General features: G+C 63.8%; 20 protein-coding genes and 2 tRNA genes. 8 read left to right on the forward strand and 14 right to left on the reverse strand.

Annotated elements, in window-relative coordinates; genetic code table 11:
* Positions 1-85 precede the first annotated feature (85 nt).
* Positions 86-967 (reverse strand): DMT family transporter, encoded by an 882-nt coding sequence (locus AACW87_RS07305; RefSeq protein WP_241324599.1) that lies wholly within the window; start codon positions 965-967, stop codon positions 86-88.
* A gap of 95 nt (positions 968-1,062) precedes the next feature.
* Here AACW87_RS07305 and AACW87_RS07310 point away from each other — a divergent pair, with 95 nt between their 5' ends.
* The gene (locus tag AACW87_RS07310) at positions 1,063-1,545 is read left to right on the forward strand and encodes a MarR family winged helix-turn-helix transcriptional regulator (protein ID WP_043557226.1); all 483 of its coding nucleotides are present in this window, start codon (positions 1,063-1,065) and stop codon (positions 1,543-1,545) included.
* Positions 1,546-1,590: 45 nt separating this feature from the next.
* Here AACW87_RS07310 and mltB read toward each other — a convergent pair whose 3' ends face one another.
* The 8 genes from mltB to AACW87_RS07350 form a co-directional block, all read right to left on the reverse strand.
* On the reverse strand, positions 1,591-2,682 hold the full coding sequence (mltB, locus tag AACW87_RS07315) for a lytic murein transglycosylase B (protein ID WP_043557225.1): 1,092 nt from the start codon (positions 2,680-2,682) through the stop codon (positions 1,591-1,593).
* Positions 2,683-2,768: 86 nt separating this feature from the next.
* The gene (locus tag AACW87_RS07320) at positions 2,769-3,392 is read right to left on the reverse strand and encodes a CDP-alcohol phosphatidyltransferase family protein (RefSeq protein WP_241324600.1); all 624 of its coding nucleotides are present in this window, start codon (positions 3,390-3,392) and stop codon (positions 2,769-2,771) included.
* Positions 3,385-4,050: an ATP-binding cassette domain-containing protein gene (locus tag AACW87_RS07325; protein ID WP_241324601.1), complete on the reverse strand. Its 666-nt coding sequence runs from the start codon at positions 4,048-4,050 to the stop codon at positions 3,385-3,387. The genes AACW87_RS07320 and AACW87_RS07325 overlap by 8 nt, the downstream gene beginning before the upstream one ends.
* Positions 4,051-4,066: 16 nt before the next feature.
* Positions 4,067-5,752 (reverse strand): ABC transporter permease, encoded by a 1,686-nt coding sequence (locus AACW87_RS07330; protein ID WP_241324602.1) that lies wholly within the window; start codon positions 5,750-5,752, stop codon positions 4,067-4,069.
* Positions 5,752-6,942 (reverse strand): ABC transporter substrate-binding protein, encoded by a 1,191-nt coding sequence (locus tag AACW87_RS07335; RefSeq protein WP_241324603.1) that lies wholly within the window; start codon positions 6,940-6,942, stop codon positions 5,752-5,754. Before AACW87_RS07335 ends, AACW87_RS07330 begins: the two co-directional genes overlap by 1 nt.
* Positions 6,943-6,964: 22 nt before the next feature.
* The gene (locus tag AACW87_RS07340; protein ID WP_241324604.1) at positions 6,965-9,148 is read right to left on the reverse strand and encodes an FAD-dependent oxidoreductase; all 2,184 of its coding nucleotides are present in this window, start codon (positions 9,146-9,148) and stop codon (positions 6,965-6,967) included.
* Positions 9,148-9,741 (reverse strand): carboxymuconolactone decarboxylase family protein, encoded by a 594-nt coding sequence (locus AACW87_RS07345; RefSeq protein ID WP_103471919.1) that lies wholly within the window; start codon positions 9,739-9,741, stop codon positions 9,148-9,150. Before AACW87_RS07345 ends, AACW87_RS07340 begins: the two co-directional genes overlap by 1 nt.
* 10 nt (positions 9,742-9,751) lie before the next feature.
* Entirely contained in the window at positions 9,752-10,426 is a 675-nt protein-coding gene (locus AACW87_RS07350) for a DUF1499 domain-containing protein (protein WP_241324605.1), read from the reverse strand.
* 51 nt (positions 10,427-10,477) lie between these two features.
* Here AACW87_RS07350 and AACW87_RS07355 point away from each other — a divergent pair, with 51 nt between their 5' ends.
* Positions 10,478-11,035 carry a peptide-methionine (S)-S-oxide reductase gene (locus AACW87_RS07355; protein WP_241324606.1) on the forward strand — a complete coding sequence of 186 codons (558 nt, stop codon included), beginning with the start codon at positions 10,478-10,480 and terminating at the stop codon, positions 11,033-11,035.
* Between the two features lie 4 nt (positions 11,036-11,039).
* Here the strand turns inward: AACW87_RS07355 and AACW87_RS07360 are convergent, their stop codons facing one another.
* Together AACW87_RS07360 and AACW87_RS07365 are read right to left on the reverse strand one after the other, a co-directional pair.
* Complete coding sequence (locus AACW87_RS07360; protein WP_043138524.1) at positions 11,040-11,318, reverse strand: peptidylprolyl isomerase; 279 nt, start codon at positions 11,316-11,318, stop codon at positions 11,040-11,042.
* Positions 11,319-11,400: 82 nt separating this feature from the next.
* Positions 11,401-11,775, reverse strand: coding sequence for a hypothetical protein (locus tag AACW87_RS07365; RefSeq protein WP_241324607.1), 375 nt, complete (start codon positions 11,773-11,775; stop codon positions 11,401-11,403).
* A gap of 592 nt (positions 11,776-12,367) precedes the next feature.
* Between AACW87_RS07365 and tamA the strand changes: the two genes are divergently transcribed.
* Both tamA and tamB read left to right on the forward strand, forming a co-directional pair.
* On the forward strand, positions 12,368-14,143 hold the full coding sequence (gene tamA / locus AACW87_RS07370; protein WP_098984485.1) for an autotransporter assembly complex protein TamA: 1,776 nt from the start codon (positions 12,368-12,370) through the stop codon (positions 14,141-14,143).
* A 76-nt stretch (positions 14,144-14,219) separates the two neighbouring features.
* Complete coding sequence (gene tamB / locus AACW87_RS07375) at positions 14,220-18,005, forward strand: autotransporter assembly complex protein TamB (protein ID WP_241324608.1); 3,786 nt, start codon at positions 14,220-14,222, stop codon at positions 18,003-18,005.
* Between the two features lie 127 nt (positions 18,006-18,132).
* On the opposite strand, the gene AACW87_RS07380 is transcribed toward tamB, so the two are convergent.
* Positions 18,133-18,217 (reverse strand) — tRNA-Tyr (locus AACW87_RS07380).
* A 52-nt stretch (positions 18,218-18,269) separates the two neighbouring features.
* A tRNA-Tyr gene (locus AACW87_RS07385) sits at positions 18,270-18,354 on the reverse strand.
* A 125-nt stretch (positions 18,355-18,479) separates the two neighbouring features.
* On the opposite strand from AACW87_RS07385, the gene AACW87_RS07390 reads away from it, so the two are divergent.
* Positions 18,480-18,989, forward strand: coding sequence for a VC2046/SO_2500 family protein (locus AACW87_RS07390; protein WP_241324609.1), 510 nt, complete (start codon positions 18,480-18,482; stop codon positions 18,987-18,989).
* Between the two features lie 102 nt (positions 18,990-19,091).
* Here the strand turns inward: AACW87_RS07390 and hpf are convergent, their stop codons facing one another.
* The gene (gene hpf, locus AACW87_RS07395; RefSeq protein ID WP_043138515.1) at positions 19,092-19,433 is read right to left on the reverse strand and encodes a ribosome hibernation-promoting factor, HPF/YfiA family; all 342 of its coding nucleotides are present in this window, start codon (positions 19,431-19,433) and stop codon (positions 19,092-19,094) included.
* Between the two features lie 371 nt (positions 19,434-19,804).
* Between hpf and AACW87_RS07400 the strand changes: the two genes are divergently transcribed.
* The 3 genes from AACW87_RS07400 to AACW87_RS07410 all read left to right on the forward strand — a co-directional run bounded on the left by AACW87_RS07400 (position 19,805) and on the right by AACW87_RS07410 (position 25,500).
* Positions 19,805-22,321 (forward strand): putative bifunctional diguanylate cyclase/phosphodiesterase, encoded by a 2,517-nt coding sequence (locus AACW87_RS07400; protein WP_043138511.1) that lies wholly within the window; start codon positions 19,805-19,807, stop codon positions 22,319-22,321.
* 84 nt (positions 22,322-22,405) lie between these two features.
* Complete coding sequence (locus AACW87_RS07405; protein WP_241324610.1) at positions 22,406-24,322, forward strand: transglycosylase SLT domain-containing protein; 1,917 nt, start codon at positions 22,406-22,408, stop codon at positions 24,320-24,322.
* A gap of 179 nt (positions 24,323-24,501) precedes the next feature.
* On the forward strand, positions 24,502-25,500 hold the full coding sequence (locus tag AACW87_RS07410; RefSeq protein WP_241324611.1) for a LacI family DNA-binding transcriptional regulator: 999 nt from the start codon (positions 24,502-24,504) through the stop codon (positions 25,498-25,500).
* Positions 25,501-25,612 lie beyond the last annotated feature (112 nt).

The raw sequence follows: 25,612 nt of genomic DNA on the forward strand, positions 1-25,612 counted from the left end.
AGCTAAATAAAAACTGACTTAAAATCAAAAGAGGAGCCGCAATGGCTCCTCTTTTTTATTCCTCTCGGCCGAGGCGGTCTGGCATTCACGCCTGGTCGCACTGGCCAGTGCTCGCCCTGCGGGCCTGCCAGCGCTTGAAGAAGGGCCGCGCCGGCAGTTTCATCAGGAAGAGGGAGAGCAGGATCACTCCTATGCCGAGCCACTGGCGGCCATCCAGGGTTTCACCCACCATCAGCACGCCGCAGGAGACAGCCACCATGGGATTGGTGAGGGCCAGCATGCCCATCACTTCCGGGCCATGGCGCTTGAGCCCCCACAACCAGGCCCAGTAGGCCAGCGCCGTGTTGAGCAGGATCAGCCAGAGCAGGCCGGGAGCGCTTGCCGGCTGCGGCAGCGGCATGGGGCCGGCCAGCCACCAGGCGAGCGGGATCAGCATCAGGCCACCGAGCAGCAACTGCCAGGCGGTCAGCGCCAGCAGATCGCTCACCGGCCAGCGCTGCATCCAGCGGCTGGATTGGCCGATGAGCAGGGTGGCCAGCAGGGCGCAGGTCACGCCTACGGGATCCAGATTGGCGGAGGGGTTGAGCAGCAGCAAGACCCCGGCCAGCCCCATCAACCCCAGCAGCAGCCACTTCAGGCTGGGCCGTGTGCCATCCTGCAGCCAGGCCAGCAACATCAAGACCAGCGGCAGTGTGGCGCCGAGCGTGCCCGCCACGGCCCCCGGCAGCCGGAAGGCGGCGACGAACAGCAGGGCGAAGAAGGCGGCTATGTTGCAAAACGCCAGCAGAAATTGCTTGCCCCAGGGCAGGGGCGGCAGGCGCGGGTGCAGCAACAGCAGTAGCAGCCCGGCGGGCAAGGCGCGCCACACCGCCACCCAGTAGGGGGAGTAGTCGGTCAGATAGAGGCTGACGACGGCATAGGTGCTGCCCCAGAGCAGGGGAGCCAGCAGGGCGATCAGCAGAGGCATGATTTATCTCTTTGTAAAGTATCTTCAAGTAAAGATAATCTAGTCCCAAATTGGTTTACTATCAAGTATCTCGATAAAAAGATAAGTGACCTGAGATGGACAGTGATCATGTAGACCTGCTGCTGGCCCAGTGGGCCCGGCAGAGACCGGATCTCGACTGCTCACCCATGGGGGTGCTGGGTCGGGTGGCGCGGATGGCGGCGATCGCCGGACGCGAGGTGAGCGACGAGCTCAAGGAGTGCGGCCTGCTCGGCAGCGACTTCGATATTCTGGCGACCCTGCGCCGGGCCGGCGAGCCGCTGACGCCGACCGTGCTCTATCAATCCGCCATGCTGAGCTCGGGGGCCATGACGGCCCGGCTCGACAAGCTGGCCGAGCGGGGACTGGTAGAGCGGCAGGCGGCGCCAAGCGACAGGCGCAGCCTGCTGGTCTGCCTGACGGAGTCGGGCAAGACCTTGATCGACCGGGCGGTCGAGCTGCACGTGGCCAACGAGCGGCGTCTGCTGGCCCCCTTGACTCAGGCCGAGCAGGCCCAGCTGGCGGCCCTGCTCAAGCGCTGGCTGCTGGAAAACGAATAAAAAAACGGGCCCGAGGGCCCGTTTTTGTTGTCGCCGGATCTCGGTTCAGTAACCGCCTCTTGCATCCTTCACCGCCAACCCCAGCTGCCATACCGCCATGGCGTAGTGGGTGCTGTGGTTGTAGCGGGTGATGGCGTAGAAGTTGGGCAGACCGTACCAGTACTGGTAGCCGGTGCCGACGTCCAGGCGCAGCAGGCTCGACTCGCTGTGATTGCCCAGGGGGCTGGTGGGGGTCAGCCCGGCGCGGCGCAGGGAGGCGACGGGGTAGCGGGTCTGGAAGCCGTGCTCATAGCCGGGCAACTGGCCCTGACCACGCACCGCCACCGGTTGGCCCTTCTCCCAGCCGTGGGCCTTGAAGTAGTTGGCCACGCTGCCGATGGCATCCACCGGATCCCACAGGTTGGTGTGGCCGTTGCCGTTGAAGTCCACCGCGTAGCGCTGGAAGCTGGACGGCATGAACTGGCCATAACCCATGGCACCGGCGTAGGAGCCCTTGGGTTCGGTAGGATCCATCCCCTCGTCCCGGGTCATCACCAGGAAGGATTCCAGCTCGCTGGTGAAGAACTCGGCCCGGCGCGGGTAGTCAAACGCCAGGGTCGCCAGTGCATCCAGGATGCGGGTCTTGCCCATCACCCGGCCCCAGCGGGTCTCCACCCCTATGATGCCGACTATGATCTCCGGCGGCACCCCATACACCTGCTGGGCGCGGTTGAGCTCGCTCTCGTATTCGCGCCAGAAGCTGACGCCATTTTGCACGTTGTCCGGGGTGATGAACTTGGCGCGGTAGCGATTCCAGGCGCCGGTCGGGCCCGTGGGCTTGCTCGGTGTGGGGGCCTGGGCATCCATCAGCCGGATGATCCAGTCATAACGCTGTGCCTGGGCCAGCACACCGTGCAGCTCTGCGCCATCAAACCCGTGCTTTTGCACCATGCGTTGCACGAACTGATCCACGTTGCTGCGATTGGCAAAATCCCCCTTGCTGACCCCCTGGCCGTAGACGGGGCGGCTGGGCGGAGTCTGGTTGATGAAGGCGCTGTTGGGCTGGGGTTTGACCACGGGTTTGGCAGCCGGCGTGCTGCTGCAGCCGTAGAGCAGGGGAAACAGGGAAAGCGTGAGCACGGAGACAAGGCGACGCATAAGGTTCTCATGAGCCTGAAAAAGAGTGCCGCCATGGTAAAACATTGTCATCCATGCGCAAGTGCTCAGTGCATCGCAGGGCTTGTTCATCCCTCCCTGTGCCCTTGCTGCCGCAGGGTGTGATAACCGCTCCAGAGCCGGGTCAGGGTGGTGATGAGGCAGAGCAGGGCAAAGCCGTAGGCGAGCGGTGGGAAGGCGGCGGGCCAGAGGCACATCAGCACGAACAGGGCTATGGTCTCGCTCCCCTCGGTGAGCCCGCCCAGATAGTAGAGGGACTTGTGGTGGTAGACGGGGTTTTCGATCCCCCGCTTGCCCGCCATGATGGCGAAGGCCAGAAAGCTCGAGCCCGTGCCCATGAAGGCGAACAGCAGGGTAGCGGCGGGCAGCGCATTGGCGGGGGCGGCGAGGGCAAAGCCCAGCACCACGGCGGCGTAGAAAATAAAGTCCAGCGTGATGTCGAGAAAGCCACCGCAGTCGGTGATCCCGGTTTCCCGCGCCACGGCGCCGTCCAGCCCGTCCAGCAAGCGGTTGAGCAGTATGACGACCAGCGCCAGCGGATAGAGGCCGAACGCCAGCAGCGGCAGCGCCAGCATGCCGATGGCAAAGCCGGTGAGGCTTATCTGGTTGGCGCTGATCCCGGCCCGGCACAGGGGCCTGGCCAGCCGGGTGAGGGGGCTGCGGATCAGGGGAATAAGGTGGCGATCAAACAAGGTCGGGGTCCTCGGTTGGCAGACAAAGAGAGGGTGTGAGATCGAGTATGGTGCCGGGGGCATCCTCCTCGTCATGGGTCACCAGGATGGCAGGCATGCCTCTGGCCTTGAGCCGCTCGAACACCAGGGTTCTGAACGCGGCGCGCAGCGGTTTGTCGAGGCGCGAGAAGGGCTCGTCCAGCAGCAGGGCTTGCGGCTCGGCCAGCAGGGCCCGCAGCAGGCTGACTCGCGCCTTCTGGCCGCCGGAGAGTTCCTCCGGCAACTTGTCGGCCTGATCCGCCAGCGCCACTTGCGCCAGTGCGGCCAGCGCGGCTGCCCGTCTGGCCGCCAATCCCTTGAGGGTGGCGGGCATGCCGAACATCAGGTTCTCCGCCACCGTCAGGTGGGCAAACAGCAGGTCATCCTGAAACAGCATGCCGATGCGCCGCGCCTGGGGGGGCAAGGGGGTGAGCAGCCGCTCGCCGAGCCGTATCTCCCCCTCCAGCCGGATGGGGCCCCTGGGGGGCAATACTCCCGCCAGCGCCGCCAGCAGCGAGCTCTTGCCGCAACCGCTTGGCCCCATCAGGGTCAGCACCTCGCCGGGGGCCACCTGCAGGGCGGGGAGCGAGAGCAGCAGGTTTTCATCGAGATAGAGGCGAAGGGGCGTGGTGCTCAGCATCGGCAAGTTCTCATGTTCAGCGGGCGCCCTTGAGCGCCGGGTTGAGTCTGGCCGGCAGCCAGAGCGCCAGCAGATAGATAAAGAGCGGCAGCAGCAGTTGCAGCAGGCCATAGAGGCCCGCCAGCCGCCGGTTGAGGCCGCTGCCGATGGCCACCGCCTCTGTGGTGATGGTGACCACTCTTCCTGCACCAAACAGCAGGGTCGGCAGATACTGGGCTAGGCTTACCGCCGCTCCCACCGCGAAGGCGAACAGCAGCGGGCGGGCCAGCAGAGGCCCCTTCACCCGCCACCAGGTGCGCCAGGGGCCGGCCCCCAGTGTCAGCGCGGCCTGCACCAGGCGCGGGTCGAACTGGCGATAGGGGCCGTGCAGGCAAAGATAAACGTAGGGGAAGACAAACAGCAGCTGGCTCCAGAGCACCCAGCCCCAGCCGATGCCGTCTCCTCCCCACCCGAGGCTGAACCAGTCGAGCCCCAGGCGGACGCCGAACAGCAGGCTGGCCTGGGGCAGCAAGAGCGGCAGACAGATGAGCCAGAGCGGCCAGGGGCGGCGTCCCTGCTGCGCCTCCAGGCTCAGCACCACCATGATCAGCGCCAGCATCCCGCTTGCCAGCGCCAGCAGGGCGCTGTCAATGAGCAGCGGCATCAGGCCCGGCAGCAGATCTTGCCAATGCTGGCCGCTCCACTGGCTCGGCCACAGGTCGGGGAAGGACCAGCGCCGGGTCAGCGACCAGAGCAGCAGCGCCCCCAGCACCGCCAGATTGACCGCGATCAGGACAAATACGCTGCCGCTGGCCAGGCGGGCGGCCAACAGACCAGGCTCGGTCCGGCGGCCATCGAGCCAGACGTGCTTGCCGATGCTCGTGTGGCCCCACTCCAGCAGCCGGAGGCAGGCGAGCAGCAGCAGGCTGAGGGCGAGCAGCAAGAGGGCCCCGCTGGCGGTGGCGCCACGCCAGACGAGATCCGGATCCTGATACCAGAGCCACAACCTGACCGCCAGCGGGGCGGGGGCATCGGGCCCCAGCAGTTGGGCCAGATCCACCACGGCCACCCCGTAGGCGGCCACCGCATAGAGAGGCAGGCGCAGGGCGGGCCACAGCGCCGGCAGCAGCAGGCGCCACCAGATCTGCGGCGCGCTGAAGCCCAGGCTGGCGCCGAGCCACTGCTGGCGCGCCAGCTTGGCGGGCTCCAGTGCGGCCAGCGCCATCAGCAGCAGAAAGGGGGTTTCCTTGAGGATCAGGGCGAAGATCAGCCCAAGACCCAGCGGATCCTTGATGGTCTGCCAGTCGGGGGGAAACTCGAAACCAGTGAGCGCTGGCGAGACGAGGCGCAGCAGCCAGCCGGAGGGGGCGAGCAGAAAGGCCAAGCCGATGGCGAAGGCGACGTGGGGCAGCGCCAGCAGGGGAGAGAGCAGGCGCTGCAGCAGCGAGAAGGCCCGGCTCTTTGCCCCCAGCAGGCCGCTGTGTGCCAGCAGCAGGGCGGTCAGCAGCAGGCTGCCCAGGGTCGAGGCGGTGCCAATCCAGAGGCTCAGGGTCGCCGAGTGCCAGAGCCCGGGCTGGGTCAGCAGCCGTTGAAGGTGCGGGGGGGCCACCCCTTCGGCCAGCAACAACCCCAGCCCCGCCAGCAAGGGGGCGGCCAGCAGGGCGGTGCAGCCGGCGCCAAACAAGGGGCGCCAGTGGGACTCAAGGTGACCGACCGGGCTCATCAGTGACCGTAACGCTCGGCCCAAGCCGCTTCGAGCCTGAGCTGCCAGCTGGGGTGGGGCTCAGGCTTAGCCTTGAAGCGCAGCGCAGGCGCCTGTTTGGCCGAGACCGGCAGGGCGCTGGCTTGCAGCACGCTGGGATCGCCCCAGAAGGCGGGCTCGGCCTTGCGGGCCTGGGCCACCGGGCTCAGCAGGAAGTTGGCCACCACCTTGGCGCCGGCCCGGGCCGTGGCGTTGAAGGGGATGGCGAGAAAGTGGCTGTTGGTCAGCGCCCCCTTCTCCATGGCGACCGCCACCACATTGGGTGGCAGGATGCCGTTTTGCACCGCGCTCTGCGCTTCCTGGGGATTGAAGCTGATGGCCATGGCGAGCTCGCCATCATCGAGCAACTGGCGGGTCTCGGCGGCGCTGGCGGGGAACAGCTTGCCCTTGCGCCAGAGCGCCGGATGCAGCTCATCGAGCCAGGCCCAGAGCGGCGCCGTGAGCCGGTCAAAGTCGGCGTCGGTCGCCTCCCGATAGAGGGGGGCGGGATCGGCCGTCAACTCCAGCAGGATCTGCTTGAGGAAGCTGGAACCATGAAACTGGGGCGGCTTGGGATAGGTGAAGCGACCGGGATGTTCCTTGACCCAGGTGAGCAGGGTTGCCGCCGAGGTGGGCGGGGTGGCCACCAGATCTCCATTGACCATGAAGTTGAGCTGGCCTATGCCCCAGGGCGCTTCCAGTCCTTCGACCGGCACAGTGAAGTCCTCACTCACCGGCAGCGTCTTGTCTACCTGCGCGATATTGGGCAGATCACCGGTAAAGGGGGCTCCCAGCAGCCCCTGCTCCTTGAGCGCCTTGAAGTTCTCGCCGTTGACCCAGAGCAGATCGATGGGGCCGCCCGTGTCCTTGCCCGCCTGCTTGTTGGCAAGCAGCTGGCTGACGCTCTGGGCTATGTCATCCACCTTCACCTGCACCAGCTTGACCTGATACTGGCGCTCAAGCTCCTGGCCAGCCCACACCAGATAGGCGTTGATCTCAGGGCTGCCGCCCCAGGCGTTGAAGTAGACTGTTTGCCCCTTCGCCTTGGCCAGGGTTTGCTGCCAGTGGGCATCCTTGGCCTCGTTGGCACTGGCATGGGCAAAGAGGACGCCGCCTGCCAGCAGGGGCAGGGCGCACAACAGGGATTTGAGCAAGGGCAGTGTCTTGATCATGTGAGTTACCTTGGGCAAAGGATCAGGCGCCGCGGCGCCAGCTATGATAACGGGCCAGCAGGGCCAGCACCCGGGTGGGCTGGTGGGCCCGCTTCCACTCACCGGCCAGGTACTTGTTCCCCTCCATCAGGGTGGGATAAGCGTGTATGGTGGCGAGGATCTTGCCAAGCCCCAGCCGGTGGCGCATGGCGAGCACAAATTCGGCGATCCGCTCGCCGGCGTGAGTGCCCACTATGGTGGCACCCAGGATCTGGTCCTTGCCGGGCACGGTCAGCACCTCGATAAAGCCGTGGCGCTCCCCGTCGGCGATGGCGCGATCCAGCTCGGCCAGTTCGAAACGGGTCGCCTCGAAGGGGATGCCCTGCGCCTTAGCCTCTTTCTGGTTGAGGCCGACCCGGGCGATTTCCGGCGTGGTGTAGGTGGCCGCGGGGATCACCCTGTAGTCCGCCTTGAACCGCTTGAACTGACCGAACAGGGCATTGACGGCGGCATACCAGGCCTGATGGGCGGCAACATGGGTGAACTGGTAGGGGCCGGCTACGTCCCCCACCGCCAAAATACTGGGGTAGTTGGTGGCCAGAAAACCATCGACGGCCACAGTGCCACGGGGCGCCAGTTCCACACCCAGCTCTTCGAGCCCGAAGCCGCTCACATTGGCAACGCGGCCCAGCGCCAGCAGCAGCTGATCCCCTTCAATGATTTGCGTCTCGTCGCCCCGGCGCAGTTGCAGCCGGATGGGCAGGGCGTTTTGCGTTTCCGCTGATTGCGGCTGCGGGTCTGATGCCTGCGGCAGATAGTCGACCCGCTCGGCGCGCCAGCCGGTGAGCACTGTGACACCATCACGGGTCAGTTGGGATTGCAGCGCGTCGGCCACCTCCCGCTCTTCGCGCGGCAGCAGCTGATCGGCCAGTTCCACCAAGGTTACCGGCACGCCGAGCAAGGCAAGGCTCTGGGCCAGTTCGCAGCCGATGGGGCCGCCGCCAAGCACCAGCAGCTGGCACGGCGGGGTGCGCAGCTGCCAGACTGTGTCCGAGGTGAGATAAGGCACGTCGGCCACTCCTGGCAGATCCGGCACCCAGGGTCTGGCGCCGGTGGCGAGCACAATATGGCGGCTGGCAAGGCGCCGGCCGTTCACCTCCAGCTCCCAGGGGGAGACCAGAGTTGCTTCCCCGGCGATGCACTCCACCCCCAGCGCCCGATAGCGTTCCACCGAGTCGTGAGGCTCGACGTCCTTTACCACACTGGCGACCCGTTCCATCACGGCGGCAAAGTCGGCGCGGGCCTGACTCGGACTGAAGCCCAGCTCGCTTGCCCTGCGCTGCTCGGCGGCAAAGCGGGCGCTTCGGATCAGCGCCTTGGAGGGGACGCAGCCGCTGTTGAGGCAATCACCCCCCATCTTGTGTTTCTCGATCAGCGCCACCCTGGCCTTCACCGCCGCGGCGATATAGCTGGTGACCAGACCGCCGGCGCCGGCCCCGATCACCAGCAGGTTGTAGTCATAACGGGCAGGCTTTCGATAGGGGGCATGGAGGCGGCGCAGGGCAAGCTGTTGCATGGCGCGCCTGATCAAGAAGGGCATCAGCCCCAGCAGGGTCAGCGCCACCATCAGGCCGGGAGAGAGGATATTGCCCGTGCTGGTGAGGGTCGCAAGTTCGCTGCCCGCCAGCACGTAGACGAAGGTGCCGGGCAGCATGCCGAGCTGGCTCACCCAGTAGTAGGTACTGACTCTGATGGGGGTGAGCCCCATCAGCAGGTTGACCAGAAAGAAGGGGAAGAGGGGGATGAGGCGCAGGCTCAACAGGTAGAAGGCGCCGTCCTTCTCCATCCCGGCCTGGAAGGTGGCCAGCTTGTCGCCAAAGCGGGCCCTGACCCAGTCGCGCAGCAGGAAGCGGGCGCTGAGAAAGGCCAGGGTGGCGCCCAGGGTGCTGGCAAAGGAGACCAGCAGCAGCCCCCAGCCGATCCCGAATATTGCGCTGCCGCCCAGGGTCAGCAGGCTGGCGCCGGGCAGGGAGAGAGCCGTGCTCACCACATAGATGGCGACGAACAGCAGGCAGGCGGTGACAAAATGGGTGTCGACCCGTTGTGCCAGGGCATCCTGGTTGGCCTGCAGCTGGGCCAGGTTCAGGTAGCGGCCGAGATCGAATGCGAAGAAGGCGCCGATGAGGCACCCCATCACCAGCAGGAGCAGCAGGCGGGCCCGTGTCATCAGGCGTCCTTGCCGGGTTGCTGATCGGGGGCCGCGGCGGGACGCTCGGGTTGCACCGGCAGCTGGCAGAAGCCCTGGGGGGCGATATCGAGGGCCGCATTGAACTTGGCCGACATGTTCTGGAAGGCGATGAGGCCGGTCAGCTCCACCATGGCGTCGTCGTCGAACCAGGGCTTGAGGCGCGCAGCCTGCGCGTCGCTCACCCCATCCAGGCCTGTCATGGCTTCTGTGTAGTCGAGCACCGCCTTTTCCCGTTCATCGAACAGCGGGCTGCTGCGCCAGTGGGCCAGCGCCTCCACCTTGGCGCTGGAGCCGGCCCGCTTGATGAGGGTCATGGCGTTGATGTCGACGCAGAAGCGGCACCAGTTGAGCTGGGAGACCCGCACCGTCACCAGGGAGCGCAGCACGGGATCGATGGGCGAGCGCTTGCGGTTGATGACGCCGTAGAGGGTGGCGACGGCGGCAAACAGCCGTGGCGAGCGGCCCCAGCATTTGCCCGGGATCAGCACCTGGCCGTAGTTGCGTTTCTGCAGCCAGAAAAAGGGGCGGATGAACCAGGCATATTCCCGATCGGGCTTGACCTCGACGCGCATTGATTACCTTCTATTGCTTCAAATGGGGTTTGTAGGCCTGACCGAGCCGCTCGTTGAGGCGGATCAGAAAGTCCTCGATCCGCGCCCGGTTGGTGCCCAGATCGCTGCGCCCCTGGCGGGAGGCCGATCGCATGTCGATGCGGGTCTCTTTCGGGCCGGCAAAGACTCGCAGCGCCACGTCATCCTGAAAACCGAACCAGCCGGTGGTGGCCACCGCATCCAGGCCATCCTGGCTCGGTCGCACCTGCCAGCCCAGCTCCTCCATCAGCTCGTTCGCCTCGGTGATCACCTCGATCGGGGAGGCGCTGGTATAGAGAGGACCGGGTTTGCTCTCGAATGCTTTCAAGGGGGCCGCATTGATGGGCAGATCCTGCGCCGTTCTCAGCTCGGCGGCCCAGCGCAGGGGCGGCGGGTTATAGGGATCCGTGCTGATGTCGTTGAGCGGCGGCATGCGCAGTGCCTGCACCAGAAACAGCAGGGGTAGCAGCAGCGGGGTTATCCCCCACAGGCTCGGGACCTTGCGCCGGCTCCAGGGCAGGCGGACCAGCAACAGGAGCGATATCAGCGCACCGAGCAGACAGAGGGCGAACCCCAGCCACCAGGGCCAGAGGTGAAGGCGGCTGCCGAGGGCGCCAGCGAGGGGCAGCAACCAGGCCAGCAGGGGCCACCACAAATAACTGGGCATAACGGGGATCCACTGGTTATGATGGACAAGTACCCAGAAGGATAAACTTAATTGACTGATAACGTTAGTAAATTTATCTCAATCCTGCTGCTTTTCCCAAGCGCTTCGCTGTGGGCAGATACAGCAATGCTGGCGGCGGGGGACATGTGGCGCGCCGAGATCGTCTATGAGGCCGTGCCCGGGGTGACGCGGGTCGAACCCGGCTATGTCATCCCCTTGCCCGAGGGGACCGCGCCTGCACAGGGGTCGGCGCGGCGCCAGGCGGTGCGCATCGATTACGATCCGGCCCTGGTGGGTTATGGGGATCTGCTCAATGTCTTCTGGCAGCTGGTGGATGGGCACGATGGTGGCGGGCAATATTGCAATCGCGGTCAGGAATTTGTCCCGGCCCTGCTGCCCAGGGATGACTATCAGTGGCGCCTGGCCCAGGTGAGCCTGACGCGCTGGCAGGCGCTGCATGGCCGCGCGAGCCGGGTATCGCTCTGGCCGGATAGCCGCTTCACGCCGGCACCCGAGATGGAGGACTGGGCGCAGCGCCATCCCTGGCGCTTTGGCTTCTATACCCGCCGTTGCGGCGGCTGGCCGGTGACATTGACACCCGAGCCCTGAGCCATCAGTTGCGGTAGAGCACCTTGATGAGGTGAAAGCCGAACTTGGTGCGTATCGGGCCGAGTACTGTCAGCAGTTCGCCCTTGAACACGGCATCGTCAAACGGCTTGACCATGTCGCCCTTCGAAAACTCCCCCAGATCCCCCGAACGTTTGGACGAGGCACAGGTGGAAAAACGCTTGGCCATCTGACCAAAGTCGGCCCCCTTGGCAAGTTTCTCCTTGATCTCCAGACACTGCTTCTCTGTCTTGACCAGGATGTGCTGGGCACAGGCTTTCTTCATGATGTTGGCGCTCCTCGGCGGCGGGCAAATCGGGGCGCAAGATTACTCCAATTCCCGCCGCGCGTCAGCCGTCATGCAGGGATTAACTGCGGACGCGGGCGCCGAGGCGGGCCCTTGGACGCGATTGCCACAGGATCTCCAGCCCCAGCAGGGCATGCAGGCTCCAGATGGCCAAGGGGTTGAGCCAGTCGCCCCCCAGTTGCAGGGTGGCCAGGGCGCAGCCCCCCAGCAAGAGGGTGATGCCCGGCAGACGCCAGTGCGCCGGCAGAGGCGCCAGCATGGCCATGCCCAGCAGTATGGCGAGCCCGAATGGCAGATTGAGGGCGGTAAAGGCCAGTGCCTGCTGGCCGTTCATGCCGGTCAGCAGGGCAAGCAGGGCGCTGCAACAGGCGAGAAAGGTGATGAACTCGAGTCGGTCGGCAATGTAGTCAGCCATCTGTTCGCTGCGTGCATGCATGCTGTGTCTCCTTCGGTTGAGAGCGTCGGGGGCGACGGGCCCCTGGACTCATGACGCCGGTGCGGGCGATGCGTTTTCTTTGGTAGATGAACCCAGTGTGGGCGAGACGAGCGGCGGGGGGCAGCGGGATAAATCGATTGCGGCGAACGAGGCTTTGATTGTTCAGATTCAACCAGTTGATTTTTATCATCTAAATAAGCTTTGGATCGAAGAGGAAGGCAGGTGCTCAGGGGGCAGGTAGCGGGCCGGCCGTCGTCATCTTGACCAGTTGCCGACAGTTGATGTCGCGTCGGCGAGGGGGGTTGGCGCAAGGGGGAGGCGAGACGAACCGCCGTTTGTGATGCCTGTCATGGCCTGATGGCTGAGGAATGGCCCTTTTTTACCCACAATGGCATGAGTCTGTGGGGCAGGCGGGAGAAAAGTGAGCAAGCCGAGCGGCAAAGGCTTCAATAATAGGGCGAATTTCGATGTCGCTCCGCTCTGATGTTGCGCCGGGGATATGCTAGGATGAGGCGCGCTTGCCATCGAGTGAGCCTCATATTCATTCTAAATATTGCATTATTTTAATCATGTTCTTCGGGGAAATTGACGTTTGACAGGATGCAATCCGCCCCTGCCTGCAGGGATCTCATCGCCCGGACGGGTTTTCCGTCGTGGGCTCCGCGCGCTGGGCCTGAGCCTCTGTCTGCTGCTGTTCGTCACGCCGGCCATGGCGGCCAAACTCACCTATCAGATCAAGGGTCTGAGAGGGGAGACCAAGGATAACGTCGAAGCCTATCTCAATGCGCTGCCTGTCTATCAGGAGCGCCAATACCGGCCGGCCCGCGCCAAGATCACCGAGAGCGTGCAAAAAGCGCTGCAGGTCTATGGCTACTACCAGCCCAAGATCACCCTGAGCCGCGACAAAAAAGCCCCCGCCAGGGTGGTGGTCGAGGTGGACGCGGGCAAGCCTGTCATCATCTCCCGCCTCGACATACTGCTGGAAGGGGACGCGGGCAGCGACGAGATCTACAGCGAGCTGCTGGACAAGCTGCCCCTGAAGGAGGGGGATCCCCTCAACCACGGCAAATACGAATCAATCAAGGCGGATCTCGGCAGCCTGGGGCTGGCCCGCGGCTATTTCGACGCCAAGATCAGCAAGAGTCAGGTCAAGGTGTTCCCGGATCAGGGCACGGCCGAGATCTACATACTGTTTCGCTCCGGCCCCCGCTATCACTTTGGCGAGATCCACTACGACGCCACGCCGGAGGCGCTGCGCCTCATTCGGCCGCTCATCAACATCAAGAGCGGCGACCCCTATCTGGCGATCCGGCTGGCCGAGATGTCGCAGGATGTCTCCTCCACCAAGCTGTTCAAGCAGGTGGATATCAAGCCCATGATCAGCCAGGCCGAGGGTAACCGGGTGCCGGTGCAGGTGACCCTCTCCAACCGGGTCGACCACGAGATAGAGACGGGTATCGGCTTTGCCACCGACGTGGGCCCGCGCATGAGCGCCACCTGGGAGAAGCCCTGGGTCAACCGCTACGGCCATCGCCTCAACGCCACCGCCAAGGTCTCGCAACCCGAGGCCGAGCTGAGCTTTGACTACCAGATCCCGGTGGGCAACCCGCTGCGGGATTACTACTCGCTGCAGGCGGGTTATCAATACAAGGACAGCAACGATACCCGCTCCGACCTGACCACCGTCAGCGTGCACCGCTGGAAGAGGCGGCCGGAGAGCTGGGACAGAGATGTCTTCATCCGGCTCGAGAACGAGATCTATACCCAGGGTGCCGACGAGGGGAACAGCTTGCTGTTGATCCCCGGTGTCTCCTGGTCGCGGCTGCGGGTGCGTGGCGGTCTGGTGCCCGACTGGGGCGATCGCCAGCAGCTGACCCTGGAGTTTTCCGACCCTTACTGGGGCTCCGACATCAGCTTCGTGCGGGTGTGGGGGCGCAGCAAGTGGCTGCGCACCCTGGGTGAGGATCACCGCTTCCTGCTGCGGGCCGAACAGGGCGCCATCATAGGGGACAGCTTCTCGCTGGTGCCGCCTTCCCTGCGCTTCTTCACAGGTGGTGACCAGACGGTGCGTGGCTATGGCTACGAGACCATATCGCCGCGTGGCAGCGACGGCAAGCTGCTGGGGGGCCGTTACGTGAGCGTCGCCAGTGCCGAATACAACTACCGCTTCAGCGACAAGTGGCTCGGCGCCCTGTTCGTGGATGGCGGGACGGCCACGGTCGACTACAGCGAGGCCTGGAAGATAGGCACGGGTGTCGGCGTGCGCTGGGTCACCCCCATAGGTCAGGTCAGGCTCGATCTGGCGGTGGGCATTTCCGAGGAAGACAAGCCGCTGCGGCTCCATTTCGCGCTGGGGCCTGAATTATGATCCGGTTTGAACGCACTGATTTTCTCTGTTCTCTTTCCTGGCCGCTGCGGCTGCATGTTTCGCGGGGGTCTGCGCTGTGATCTGGGTAAAACGCATTTTTCTCTGGCTGATGGGGCTCGTCTTCCTGCTGCTCATCGGTGTCAGCCTGCTGGGCTTCACCCATCAGGGCAACAAGTGGCTGTGGCTGCAGGCCAGAGCGGCGCTGCCCTCCCTCAAGGGGGAGCTGGTGGCGGGCCAACTCGGTTATGGCTGGACCCTGGAAGGGGTCGGCTGGCAGGACGAGCTGGTGGATGTCACTGTCGATCGCGCCGTGCTGGACTGGGATCTGGGCAAGTTGTTGCAGGGCAAGCTCTGGATCAAATCCCTGACGGTCACCCACCCCGTGGTCAAGGTCGCCGAGTCCGAGCCGGTGCCGGAAGAGCCGTCGGAGCCCTTCGTCTGGCATCCGCTGCCCCTCAGGATCCAGGTCGACAGCCTCAAGGTGGCGGATCTCGATCTGGCGGTGCCCGGTGTGGGCGTGACTCTCAAGTCCCTCGACATAGGCGCCACCCTCAGTCGCAAGGGGCTCATAGTGCGCGGGCCCGTGCTGGACGGCCTGAACGTCACTCTGGCCGAGACGCCGGCTGCCGATGCCGCCAAACCGGCTGCCGGCAAGGCAACCTCTAAAGACAAGGCTGCGGCCAAGGCGCCTGTCACCGCCAAGGCGAAGCCGGCGGATGAGAGCAAGGCGCAGAAGGCAACCAAGGCGGCACCCATCGAGCTGCCCGCCATCCGGCTGCCTTTCCCCATCCAGCTGGAAGGATTGCAGGCCACGGCGTTTCGCTATCAGCAAGGGGAGCTGATCGAAGGGCTCGACACCCTGCGGCTGTCGGCCAGTGCCAAAGAGGAGCGCATCGAGGTGCGCGAGCTCTCCCTGCGCCATGCCATGGCGGATCTGGCGCTCAAGGGCCATGTCCGGCTGACCAAAGACTATCCGCTCGAGTTGACCCTGGATGCCAAGGCCCGCAAGGGGCTGCTGGATGGCGAACTCAAAGGGCAGCAGGCGACCCTGACCCTGGGTGGCTCGGTAGGCAAGCTGGCGCTGGCGTTGCAGGCCAAGGGGCCTGTGGCCGCCAACCTCAAGGGGTCATTGGCCGCCCTCAATCCTGACTTGCCGTTTGACCTGGGGCTGGAGTGGAAGCGCCTCGGCTGGCCGCTGCACAAGCCGACTCAAGATGAGCCCAGCTATCAGCTGGACAAGGGCAGCCTGACTGCCAAGGGCAAACTCTCCGGCTATCAGTTTGCCTTGAATACCGCCGGCAAGGGCACGGACGTGCCCCCCTTCAAGCTGGCGCTGACGGGCAAGGGGGATCTGGCACAACTGAACCAGATAAACCTGCTGCTCAACGCCCTGAAAGGGGAGTTCAAACTCGATGGCAAGCTGGTCTGGGACCAGGGGGTACGCTGGCAGGGCACCACAGAATTCAAGGGGATCAACCCGGCCGAGCTGGTGCCCGAGCTCAAGGGGGCGCTGGCGGGCAAGATTGCCAGTCGTTTCGAGCTCGATGAAGCCGGCCATTGGCAGCTGCAACTGCCCGAGCTGAAGGTGGACGGCAAGCTCAACCAGTATCCGCTGGCCATCAAGGGCAGCGCGAGCGGCAACGACAAGATGGAGTGGACCATCCCCGCGCTGGCGCTGCAAAGCGGCCCCAACCAGTTGCAGGCCAAGGGCAGCCTGAGCCAGCAGGTGTGGAAGCTGGATGCGGATATCGATGCCCCCAACCTGGCCGGGCTCTACCCCGGCCTGAAGGGGGACATCAAGGGACAGGTGCGCCTCACCGGCAATCAGCAGGCACCGCGGGTCACCACAGATCTGGCCGCCAGCCGGCTCTACTATGCGGGCACGGATCTGAAAGGGATCGCCATCAAGGGCAATGCCCTGGTCGGCGACAAACCGGCCGGCGAGCTGGCGCTGACGGTAGCGAGTCTGGCACAGGGGGCCAACGCGCTCAGCCAGCTGGCCCTGAACCTGAGCGGTGACCTCAATCAGCATGTCTTGTCGCTGACCATGAAGGGCGATCCTGTGGCCGCCAACCTCAAGCTGAGCGGTGGCCTGCGCGGGGATCGCTGGCGCGGCGCCCTGTCGGAACTCAAGTTGAAGACGCCGCTGCGCCGTTGGGAGCTGACCGCCCCCTGGGCGCTCGACCTCGATCTGCCGCGTCAGCGGCTGACCATGGGGGATCTCTGCCTGGGATCCCAGGGGGCCAGCCTCTGCGTCAAGGGCAGCCAGGTGTCGGCCCAGCAGGGCAGCCTCGAATTTGCCCTGAGCGGCTTCGATCTCAAGCGCTTGCGCCCCTGGCTGCCGGACAACTTCCGCTGGCTGGCGGTGCTCTCCGCCGATGGCCGGGCCAGCTGGCGCGGCAACCAGCCGACCCTGCACGCCACAGTGCGTACCACGCCGGGCACCCTGGTCGCCGATGAGCTCAAGACCGACTACCAGCGCCTCGAGCTCGGGGTCGATTTCGAGCGTCAGCAGGCGGCGATCCGGCTCGACTTCGTCTCCAAACAGATAGGCACTATCGATACCGATCTGCTGATCAAGGATCCGTCCGGCCGTGGCCAGCTGTCGGGTCAGCTCAAATTTGACGACCTCAAGCTGACCACCTTCGCCCCGCTCATCCCCGAGGTGCGCTCTCTGCAGGGGATCATCTCCGCCGATGCCCGCTTCGATGGCACCCTGGCCGCCCCCCTGCTGTTTGGTCAGCTCAACCTGCTGGATGGGGAGGTGCAGACCCATTCCGACATGGTGACCCTCTCCAAGCTGGTGACCCGGCTCAAGATCGAGGGCAACCGGGCCGAGCTCGACGGCACCATGCTGGTGGGCAAGGGCCCGCTGGCGCTGGGGGGCTGGCTGAGCTGGGCCAGGATGCCGGTCAGCGGCAGCCTCACCATTCAGGGCAAGGAGCTGGAAGCCCAGTATCCTGGCATGGGACGGGTGCGGGTCTCCCCCGACATCGCCATCTCGCTGGGAGAGGAGACCCTGATCACGGGTCAGGTCGACATTCCCTGGGCGCGGATCCTGGTCAAGAGCCTGCCCGAGAGTGCGGTGGCCGTCTCCGATGACGTGACCGTGGTCTATGACGATCTGCCGCCGCTGCCGAAGACGGCGCCGTTGCCGATGGCGATCAAGCTGGCGATCCGGCTCGGCGACGACGTGCGGCTGGAGGCCATGGGCCTCAAGACCAAGGTGGGGGGGGGCATCAACATCCGCCAGGAGCCGTCCCGGCCGCTGGCGGGCAACGGCCAGCTGGTGCTCAACGATGGCCGCTTCAAGGCCTATGGCCAGAACCTCATCATCAAGGATGGCCGCATCCTCTTCTCCGGCCCCCTCGATCAGCCCTTCCTCAACATAGAGGCGTATCGGGATCCCGATACCATAGAGGACAAGGTGACGGTCGGGGTGCGGGTGACCGGGCCGGCGAGCAAGCCCAAGATCACCGTCTACTCGGAGCCGCAGATGGCCCAGTCAGAGCAGCTCTCCTATCTGCTGCGCGGCAAGGGGCTGCAGACCAGTGGCGAGGATGGCGGTTTCAACGGTCTGCTGGTGGCCGGTGCCGTCAGCCAGGCCAACGGCGTGGTTTCCAGCCTGGGGGAATCTCTCGGCATGAGCGATGTGGCGCTCGATACCGCCGGCAGCGGTGACAACACCCAGGTGACCCTGTCGGCCTATCTGCTGCCCGGCTTGCAGTTCCAGTACGGGGTGGGGGTGTTCAGCCCCATCGCCGAGTTCAAGCTGCGCTACGAGCTGATGCCCAGACTCTACCTGCAGGCCATGAGCGGGGTGGCCCAGGCGGTGGACATCTTCTATCGCTTCACCCTGTAGGGCCGGTTGATGCAAAACGGGAGGCCCAGGCCTCCCGTTTTTTTATGTGAGCTGTTGAATGCGGCTCGGGCCGGTCGCGCCTGGCCAGAAATGCGAAAACCCGGCGCAGGCCGGGTTTTCTGAAGGGTGGTGGAGGGAGAAGGATTCGAACCTTCGAAGGCAGAGCCGTCAGATTTACAGTCTGATCCCTTTGGCCGCTCGGGAACCCCTCCACGGGGTATTACCAATTTTTATCCACGACTCGCGCCGTGATTGCACTTGAAATGGTGGAGGGAGAAGGATTCGAACCTTCGAAGGCAGAGCCGTCAGATTTACAGTCTGATCCCTTTGGCCGCTCGGGAACCCCTCCACAAGTGCGAGGCGCATACTAACAGATCTTCCGCTGTTGTGAACCCCTTGGCGGGATTTTTCCTGCTCACAGGATCCGATTTGCGGCCGATAAGCGATGAAACCACCATTTCCAAGAGTTATCTCATGCTACCCAGCGCGATACGTGATCAGCTGTTGGTTGACGAGGCCCAACTGGGGCAACGTCTCAACCGGGATCTTCAGCACGGCGACAGGGCCGACTTTCGTCTGCACCTGGCCCTGCTGACCGACGCTGTGGAGGAGCAGCCCTGGTTCGATCCGGCGGCCGTGTCCAGAGCGGATCCCCAGGACTGGCGCAGCCGCTTTGCGCTGCCGGCGGTGGCCCCCCTGCAAGGGGGTGAGAACGACGGGGAGGGCGTGCGGCTCAACGAGCGGCTGCAGCAGGGGGGCTCCATGGTGGATGTCAGGCTCTGGCTGGCGCTGCGCTCGCCGCCCTTGCTGGGCCCGCAGCCTGCGCTGGAGCCCGCCGTGTATGACAACCTCTCGCCCCTGGGTCGCGAGCGCTGGCAACGCAAGCTGGCTGATCAACCGAGGCGCGACGATCCGCTGCTCATGCTGCCCATACTGGATGCGCTGCAACAGGGGGTGGATGCCCGCCTGCACTGGTTAAGCTGAGACGGGGCAAGGAGGGGGGGAGTACCGGCTCGCGGCAACGTCAGGATGCAAAAAGGCGGGAAGATCCCGCCTTGGCATTTGATTCGTGTGATGTGTGGCAGATTATGCGTCGGCTTCATCCGCTTGGGGTACGACGTCCTTGGCACTGGCGGCCGCACGACGGGCCATGGGCTTCTCGATGTGGCGGTTGAGCTGACGTTCCAGCTTTTGCCCCAGTTCGGTGATGGCGGCGTACATATCCTCGTGTTCTGCCTGGGCAAACAGTTTGCCGTTGGGGATGCCAGCACTGGCTTCAACGATAAACATCAGACGCTCTTTGGAGACAATCACATGGGGTGTGATAAGAGGCACCTGAAGACGTTCGAGCTTTTCAAAGCGGGATTCAATGCGCTCGCGGATAGCCGGGGTGATGTCGATGATTTTGCTGGTAATTTCGATTTTCATATTGGCCCCCTTCGGGTCGTCTTGCTTGTGTCTTCACCTTCAGATTACTCATGGCGGAATATTGAAATGTGATCTGAGTCACGAAATGAATCCTTTACTATCACGCGACTTATAAATTGTGATCTTTTCCCGTTCTGCGCCAAAAAGCGCTTGAGCTCCATGAAACTGGCAGGCAGTATGGGGAAACTTGGATCGTTTCTGTCCCCTCTTGGCAGCGCCGCATGTCGACCTCATGTCCGGTTTTCACCGCATAGTCTCGCCTCTTTCGCACTCCTCACGTATCGCCCTATGCCCTTAGTGCGAGAGGGGGTTGTGGGCTCTATCAAGTTGTCAGGGTAGTGAACGTGGTTGTCGTGGTGTTGGAGTAGTAGATGAAACAGCAGGCCACTCAGATGATGTGGTTTTATGATCGGCAACATGAGCAGTGGAGCCTGTCCGATCATGCCTCTTACCAGCTATGGCAAGGGGAGGGGCCACACCCCTGGGCCGGTCAGCTGGCCGTGGACGATGAACCCGGCTTCTCTGATTTTCTCTCCAGACTCTACCACTCACGCCAGCCAGCACAGTTCATCGGGCACCTGATGGATGAGAATGGCGAGGTGCGCCATGTGCTCTGGAGCGGCCAGTACGTCTCTGCCCAGCAGGTATGCTGTGGCTGGCTGGCCCCGCTCGATACCACCCGCAGCACGCCGCTGCCCGCCGAGCTGTCCCAGCAACTGCCCCTGTTGCAAGATCCCCTGCTGGCCCAGCTGGCCCAGGCGCTCTCCGCCAGAACCGGGCTCGACTTTTTCGATACCCTGATCAACCAGCTCGCCCATATTCTGGTCGCGGATGCGGTCTGGCTGGCGGAGCGCACCAGCAGCGATCGCCTCAAGGTATTGGCCTGTCACGGGATCGACCTCAAGGAGTACGAACTCGCCGGTATGCCCTGCCAGCAGGTCTATCGGCGTGGTGAGGCTTGCGTGGTCACCATCGAGGCCGATTGCCAGCTCAATCCGCAGTTGAAAGCGGGGCAGCGTTATTACGCCCAGCCGCTGTTCGACCGACACGGTCAGATCCTGGGTCATCTGGCGCTGCTCTTCTCCAGCGAGATAGAGATCCCCAACCTGGGCTCAGTGCTGACTATTTTCTCCGTGCGCATGGTGGCCGAGCTGGAGCGGTTGCAGAGCGATGCCCAGCTGCGGCTCTCAGCGGTGGCCTTCGAAACCCATGAAGGCATCATCATCACGGATCCCGACTTCAAGATATTGCGGGTCAACCATGCCTTCAGCCAGATCACCGGCTTTGACAGCCAGCGGGTGATAGGCCTGCATCTTGGCAATGATCTCTGGTCAGGGCTGGGAGGGCTGGGCTATGAGCTCAATACCCTGAGCCGCTGGCAGGGAGAGACTCTGCGCCTGCATGTCGATGGTCACATCTATCCCCAGTGGGAAATCGTCACGCCCGTGCAGGATGACAAGGGGGTGATCAGCCACTTCGTCATCTGTTTCGAAGACATCTCCGAGCGCAAGGAGGCCGAGCGCCGCATCCAGGATCTCGCCTACTACGACGAGCTGACCGGCCTGCCCAATCGCCGCCAGCTGCACGAGACCCTGGCGCAGGCGTTCAGCGAGGCGAGCCGCGACAACCTGATCGGGGCCCTGCTGTTCATCGATCTGGATCACTTCAAGACCATCAACGACTCCCTGGGTCACGCCACCGGCGACTGGCTGCTCAAGGAGGTGGCCACTCGTCTCAAACGGCTGGTGCGCCAGGGGGATTGCCTGGCGAGGCTGGGTGGCGACGAATTCGTGCTGCTGCTGCCTTCCCTGTCGGCCAGCCCGCCCCAGGCGGAGATGCAGGCCGACCTTATCGCCGAGCGGCTCATCAGCGAGATCGCCGCCCCCTACACCCATGGTGGGCAGGTGCTGCACATAGGCGCCAGCGTCGGCATTACCCTCTTCCCCGGCCGTGAGCAGGGGGTGGACGATCTGCTCAAGCAGGCGGATACCGCTATGTATCAGGCCAAATCGGCGGGTCGCAAGACCCGGCGCTTCTTCGATGCCTCCATGCAGCAGCAGGCGGATCGTCGGCTGCTCATTCACAACGAACTGCGCAATGCCTTGAGCCAGCAGGAGCTGACCCTCTACTACCAGCCTCAGCACATGGTGGAGGGGGGGGACATCATAGGCGTCGAGGCGCTGATCCGCTGGCAACCGCCGGGGCGGGCACTGGTCTCGCCCGCCGAGTTCATTCCCATCGCCGAGGAGACGGATCTCATCGTCGACATCGGCAACTGGGTGCTGCACGAGGCGTGCGCCCAATATGTGCTGTGGGAAGAGAACGGCATCCATATCCCTCAGCTGTCGGTCAATGTCAGTGCCAAGCAGTTCCATGCCACCGATTTTGTCGAGCGCATTCACGACGTGCTGGCCGCCACCGGCATGGATCCCGCCTGCCTGAATCTGGAGATCACCGAATCCGTGGTGCTCGGCCATGCGGAAGACACCATCAGCAAGATGAGCGAGCTCAAGGTGCTCGGCATCAGTTTCGCCATCGATGATTTCGGCGCCGGTTACTCCTCCCTGAGCTACCTCAAGCGGCTGCCGGCCGATGAGCTCAAGATAGATCGCTCCTTCATCCAGGACATTCCCAAGGATGGCGACAACATGGCCATCGTCGAGGCCGTGATCGCCATGGCGCGTCATATGGGATTCAACGTGACGGCGGAAGGGGTGGAGTCACGCCAGCAGCTGGAGTTTCTGCAGGCACAGGGCTGCCATTTCTATCAGGGCTATCTGGCCTCCAAGCCGCTGCCCGTCCCCTATCTGGAGCGTTATGTCAAACGTCTTGCCCGCCCTGATGGCGCCGTTTCAGGCGCGAAAAATAGTGTGGTGAGCGAGCTGTAGCCCTGGGCGTTAACGGGTAGAATGAGGGGATACAAGACCACCGCCAGCGGGCGGTGGCATTGCCTCTCAAGGGAGAAGTCTTTCGTGAAAGCCGTGCAGGGAATCATTTTATCGGCGCTGTGCGTGCCAGGGCTGCTGGCGCAAGTCGCGGCGCAAACCACGGAGCAGTCTCTCTATCGACAGGCCTATGATGCGGTTCGTGCCGACGATCAGGCCCGTTTCCAGCAAATTCGTGCCCGTTTGACCCATTATCCGCTGCTGCCCTATCTGGATTACTACCAGCTGGCCTTCCGGCCCGGGGCGGCAGAGTATGACGACGTGACCCGCTTCATCCGACAGCACGGCGACACGCCGCAATCCAACCGGCTGGAGCGCAGCTACCTCACCTATCTGGCCCAGAGCCAGCAGTGGTCCCAGTTCCTGCGCTTCTACCCGGCCAAGCCGAGTTCCACCGATCTGCTCTGCATGCACTATCAGGCGCGCTACTACACGGGGCAGCAGACGCAGGCCTTGCAGGAGGCGGGCAAGCTCTGGCTCAGTGGCCAGTCTCGTCCCGATGCCTGCACCCCCTTGTTCCAGCTCTGGCAGCAGGCCGGTTTGCGCACCCAGGAGAAAATCTGGACCCGCATGACCTTGGCGTTTGAAGCGGAGAACCCGAATCTGATCCGCCATCTCGGCGCCCAGCTTGGCAGCGGCATGCAGCCTTATGGCGATCAGATGGTCGCCCTGTTCGAGCAGCCCGCCAAGGCGATGAACCCGGCCTATTTTTCCACCGCCGCTCCCTCAAAGCGACTGTTGCTGCTGGGCCTGGCCCGTTATGCCAATCAGCAGCCCGAATCCGTGCTGAGCCAATTGCCCGCGATGCGTACGCGCTTCGGGCTGACCCCCACAGAGCTCAAACCGGTGGAGCGAGCCGTGGCTCGCCGTCTGCTGCTGGATCGTGCCACTGCCCAGCGCGGCTGGGTGGATGCCACAGTGGTGCGGCTGGTCGATCCGGATCTGCTGGAGCTGCGGGCCCGGCTCGCCATCTGGGAGCAGGACTGGCGCGGGCTCTCCGGCTGGGTCAAGCGCATGCCCATCGCCCTGCAGAAGGAGGATCGCTGGCGTTACTGGCTGGCCCGCTCGCTGGAGGTGCAGGGTCAGAAAAAACCGGCGCGGGATCTCTATCTGGAAACCGCCAACTTGCGCGGCTTCTACGGCTTCATGGCGGCGCAGCGCAGCGGCGTGCCCTATCGAATGAAGAACCAGAGTGCGGTGAAGCGGGTGCCGGAGTGGCGCACCGCCAGCGCCCGTTGGCCCTTCCTGCTGCGGGTGCGTGAACTGCTCGACATGAACGAGATCACGGCGGCGCGCTCTGAGTGGATCCACAACATGGATCGCAACCCCGTGGCCCAGCGCATCGAGTTTGGCCACATAGCCCTCAATCAGGGCTGGCATGAGCTGGCGATCCTGGCCAGCATCCGGGCCGAGGCCTGGGATGCGCTCGACCTGCGCTTCCCGCTGCCGCTCAAGCGTACCTTCTCCCAGATGGCGCAGGAGCGGACCATGAACACCAGCCTGCTCTACGCCATCTCCCGCCAGGAGAGCGCCCTCTATCCGCTGGCGCAATCGCCGGTCGGGGCGCGCGGTCTGATGCAACTGATGCCGGCCACCGCCAGGGAGACCGCCAGCAAGCTGGGGGTGCCCTATCGCAACGAGCAGCAGTTGTTCGATCCCGCCATGAACATCCGCCTCGGCAGCGCCTATCTCAAGCGGCTGCTGGATGTGTATGACGGCAACCGCATCCTGGCCGCCGCGGCCTACAATGCCGGGCCTGGCCGGGTCAAACGCTGGCGCGATCAGAGTGCGGACAAGCCGATGGATGTCTGGGTCGAGAGCATCCCCTACAAGGAGACGCGCAACTATGTGCAGAACGTGTTGTCGTTCGATCTCATCTATCAGCACAAGCTGCAGCAGCCGCTGCGTTTCATGTCCGATCGCGAGCTGAGTCACGCTTATTGAGACGGCAGCCGCCCCGGCGGCTGCCAGATTCCCTTTCCTTCCCCAAAATGGTTATTATCCCATAAGGTTTTGTTACAAAAGGAAACCTGTCAGGTGATCGGGCGCCACGTCTTGGTCTGACAGGTTCGATATAATCGCTCGATCAACACAGACAGGCTTCCCCAACAAAGGAATTGATAGTGGCAACGATTAAAGACGTTTCTCGGTTGGCTAATGTGTCCATTTCAACTGTGTCGCGGGTGATCAACAACACGGCTCAGGTGGCACCAGAAAAGCGTGAGGCCGTATTGGCGGCCATGAAGGAACTGAATTTTCGTCCCAACAGTTTTGCCCAGGCACTGGTCAGCAAGCGCTCCAACTGCATCGGCGTTCTGGTGGGGGACCTGTGTGGCGGCCCCTTCTTTGCCCAGATGATGCGGGGCATCGAGACTATGGTCGACAAGGCGGACAAGTTCACCATCGTCATGTCCGGCAACCACGATGCGGTGCGCGAGCGTCACGCCATCCAGGCGCTGCTGCAGCGTCAGTGCGATGCGCTGATCCTGCACAGCAAGGCGCTGCCCGACGAGGAGTTGAGCGAGCTGGTGGCCGGCAATACCCCCATCGTCTTCATCAACCGCCAGGTGCCGGGCGCCGAGGATCGTTGTGTCTGGCTGGACAACCAGGCCGGCATCACCACCGCCTGCCAGCATCTGCTGGATGCGGGTCACCGCAAGATCGCCTTCGTGACCTCGGATGATGAAGAGTTCGTCGACGGCCAGCAGCGGATGGCGGGTTACCTTCACGCCTTGCAACGGGCGGGCATCGAGCTGGATCCGGCCTTGATTGGTCGTGCCTTCGCCGATGAGAATGGCGGTTATGTGGCCATGGGTGAGCTGCTGGAGCGGGGCGTCGAATTTACCGCCGTGCTCGGTTTCAACGATGCCATGGTGGCGGGGGCCATCTCCTGCCTGCTGGAGCGCGGCTACAAGATACCGCAGCAGATCTCTGTGGTGGGTTTCGATGACATACCCTATGCCCGCTACATCTATCCCAAGCTCACCACTGTGCGCTATCCCATCGAGGAGATGGGGGGACGGGCGGCCGAGCTGGCCCTGCGCCTGCTGGATCACAAGCCGGTCGACGGGCTGGCGCTCAAGTTCGAAGCCGAGCTGGTCAGACGGGAATCCGTCGCCTGACGAGACAGAATTGGCCCTGAATGGGCCAATTCTTCGTCGATGCGCAGCCAAAAAATTGAAAGCGTTTTCAGAAATCCTTTTCAACTGTGATCCGCTTCAAAGCTTTTTGGCC

This window comes from Aeromonas sp. MR7 (assembly GCF_963899385.1).
GTDB classification, from domain to species: Bacteria; Pseudomonadota; Gammaproteobacteria; order Enterobacterales; family Aeromonadaceae; genus Aeromonas; species Aeromonas bestiarum.

Excerpts from the sequence above, each read along its gene's own strand:
- AACW87_RS07305 (WP_241324599.1), bottom strand. The coding sequence starts at position 967 with ATGCCTCTGCTGATCGCCCTGCTGGCTCCCCTGCTCTGGGGCAGCACC.
- AACW87_RS07310 (WP_043557226.1), top strand. The coding sequence starts at position 1,063 with ATGGACAGTGATCATGTAGACCTGCTGCTGGCCCAGTGGGCCCGGCAG.
- mltB (WP_043557225.1), bottom strand. The coding sequence starts at position 2,682 with ATGCGTCGCCTTGTCTCCGTGCTCACGCTTTCCCTGTTTCCCCTGCTC.
- AACW87_RS07325 (WP_241324601.1), bottom strand. The coding sequence starts at position 4,050 with ATGCTGAGCACCACGCCCCTTCGCCTCTATCTCGATGAAAACCTGCTG.
- AACW87_RS07330 (WP_241324602.1), bottom strand. The coding sequence starts at position 5,752 with ATGAGCCCGGTCGGTCACCTTGAGTCCCACTGGCGCCCCTTGTTTGGC.
- AACW87_RS07335 (WP_241324603.1), bottom strand. The coding sequence starts at position 6,942 with ATGATCAAGACACTGCCCTTGCTCAAATCCCTGTTGTGCGCCCTGCCC.
- AACW87_RS07340 (WP_241324604.1), bottom strand. The coding sequence starts at position 9,148 with ATGACACGGGCCCGCCTGCTGCTCCTGCTGGTGATGGGGTGCCTCATC.
- AACW87_RS07345 (WP_103471919.1), bottom strand. The coding sequence starts at position 9,741 with ATGCGCGTCGAGGTCAAGCCCGATCGGGAATATGCCTGGTTCATCCGC.
- AACW87_RS07350 (WP_241324605.1), bottom strand. The coding sequence starts at position 10,426 with ATGCCCAGTTATTTGTGGTGGCCCCTGCTGGCCTGGTTGCTGCCCCTC.
- AACW87_RS07360 (WP_043138524.1), bottom strand. The coding sequence starts at position 11,318 with ATGAAGAAAGCCTGTGCCCAGCACATCCTGGTCAAGACAGAGAAGCAG.
- AACW87_RS07365 (WP_241324607.1), bottom strand. The coding sequence starts at position 11,775 with ATGCATGCACGCAGCGAACAGATGGCTGACTACATTGCCGACCGACTC.
- AACW87_RS07390 (WP_241324609.1), top strand. The coding sequence starts at position 18,480 with ATGCTACCCAGCGCGATACGTGATCAGCTGTTGGTTGACGAGGCCCAA.
- hpf (WP_043138515.1), bottom strand. The coding sequence starts at position 19,433 with ATGAAAATCGAAATTACCAGCAAAATCATCGACATCACCCCGGCTATC.
- AACW87_RS07400 (WP_043138511.1), top strand. The coding sequence starts at position 19,805 with ATGAAACAGCAGGCCACTCAGATGATGTGGTTTTATGATCGGCAACAT.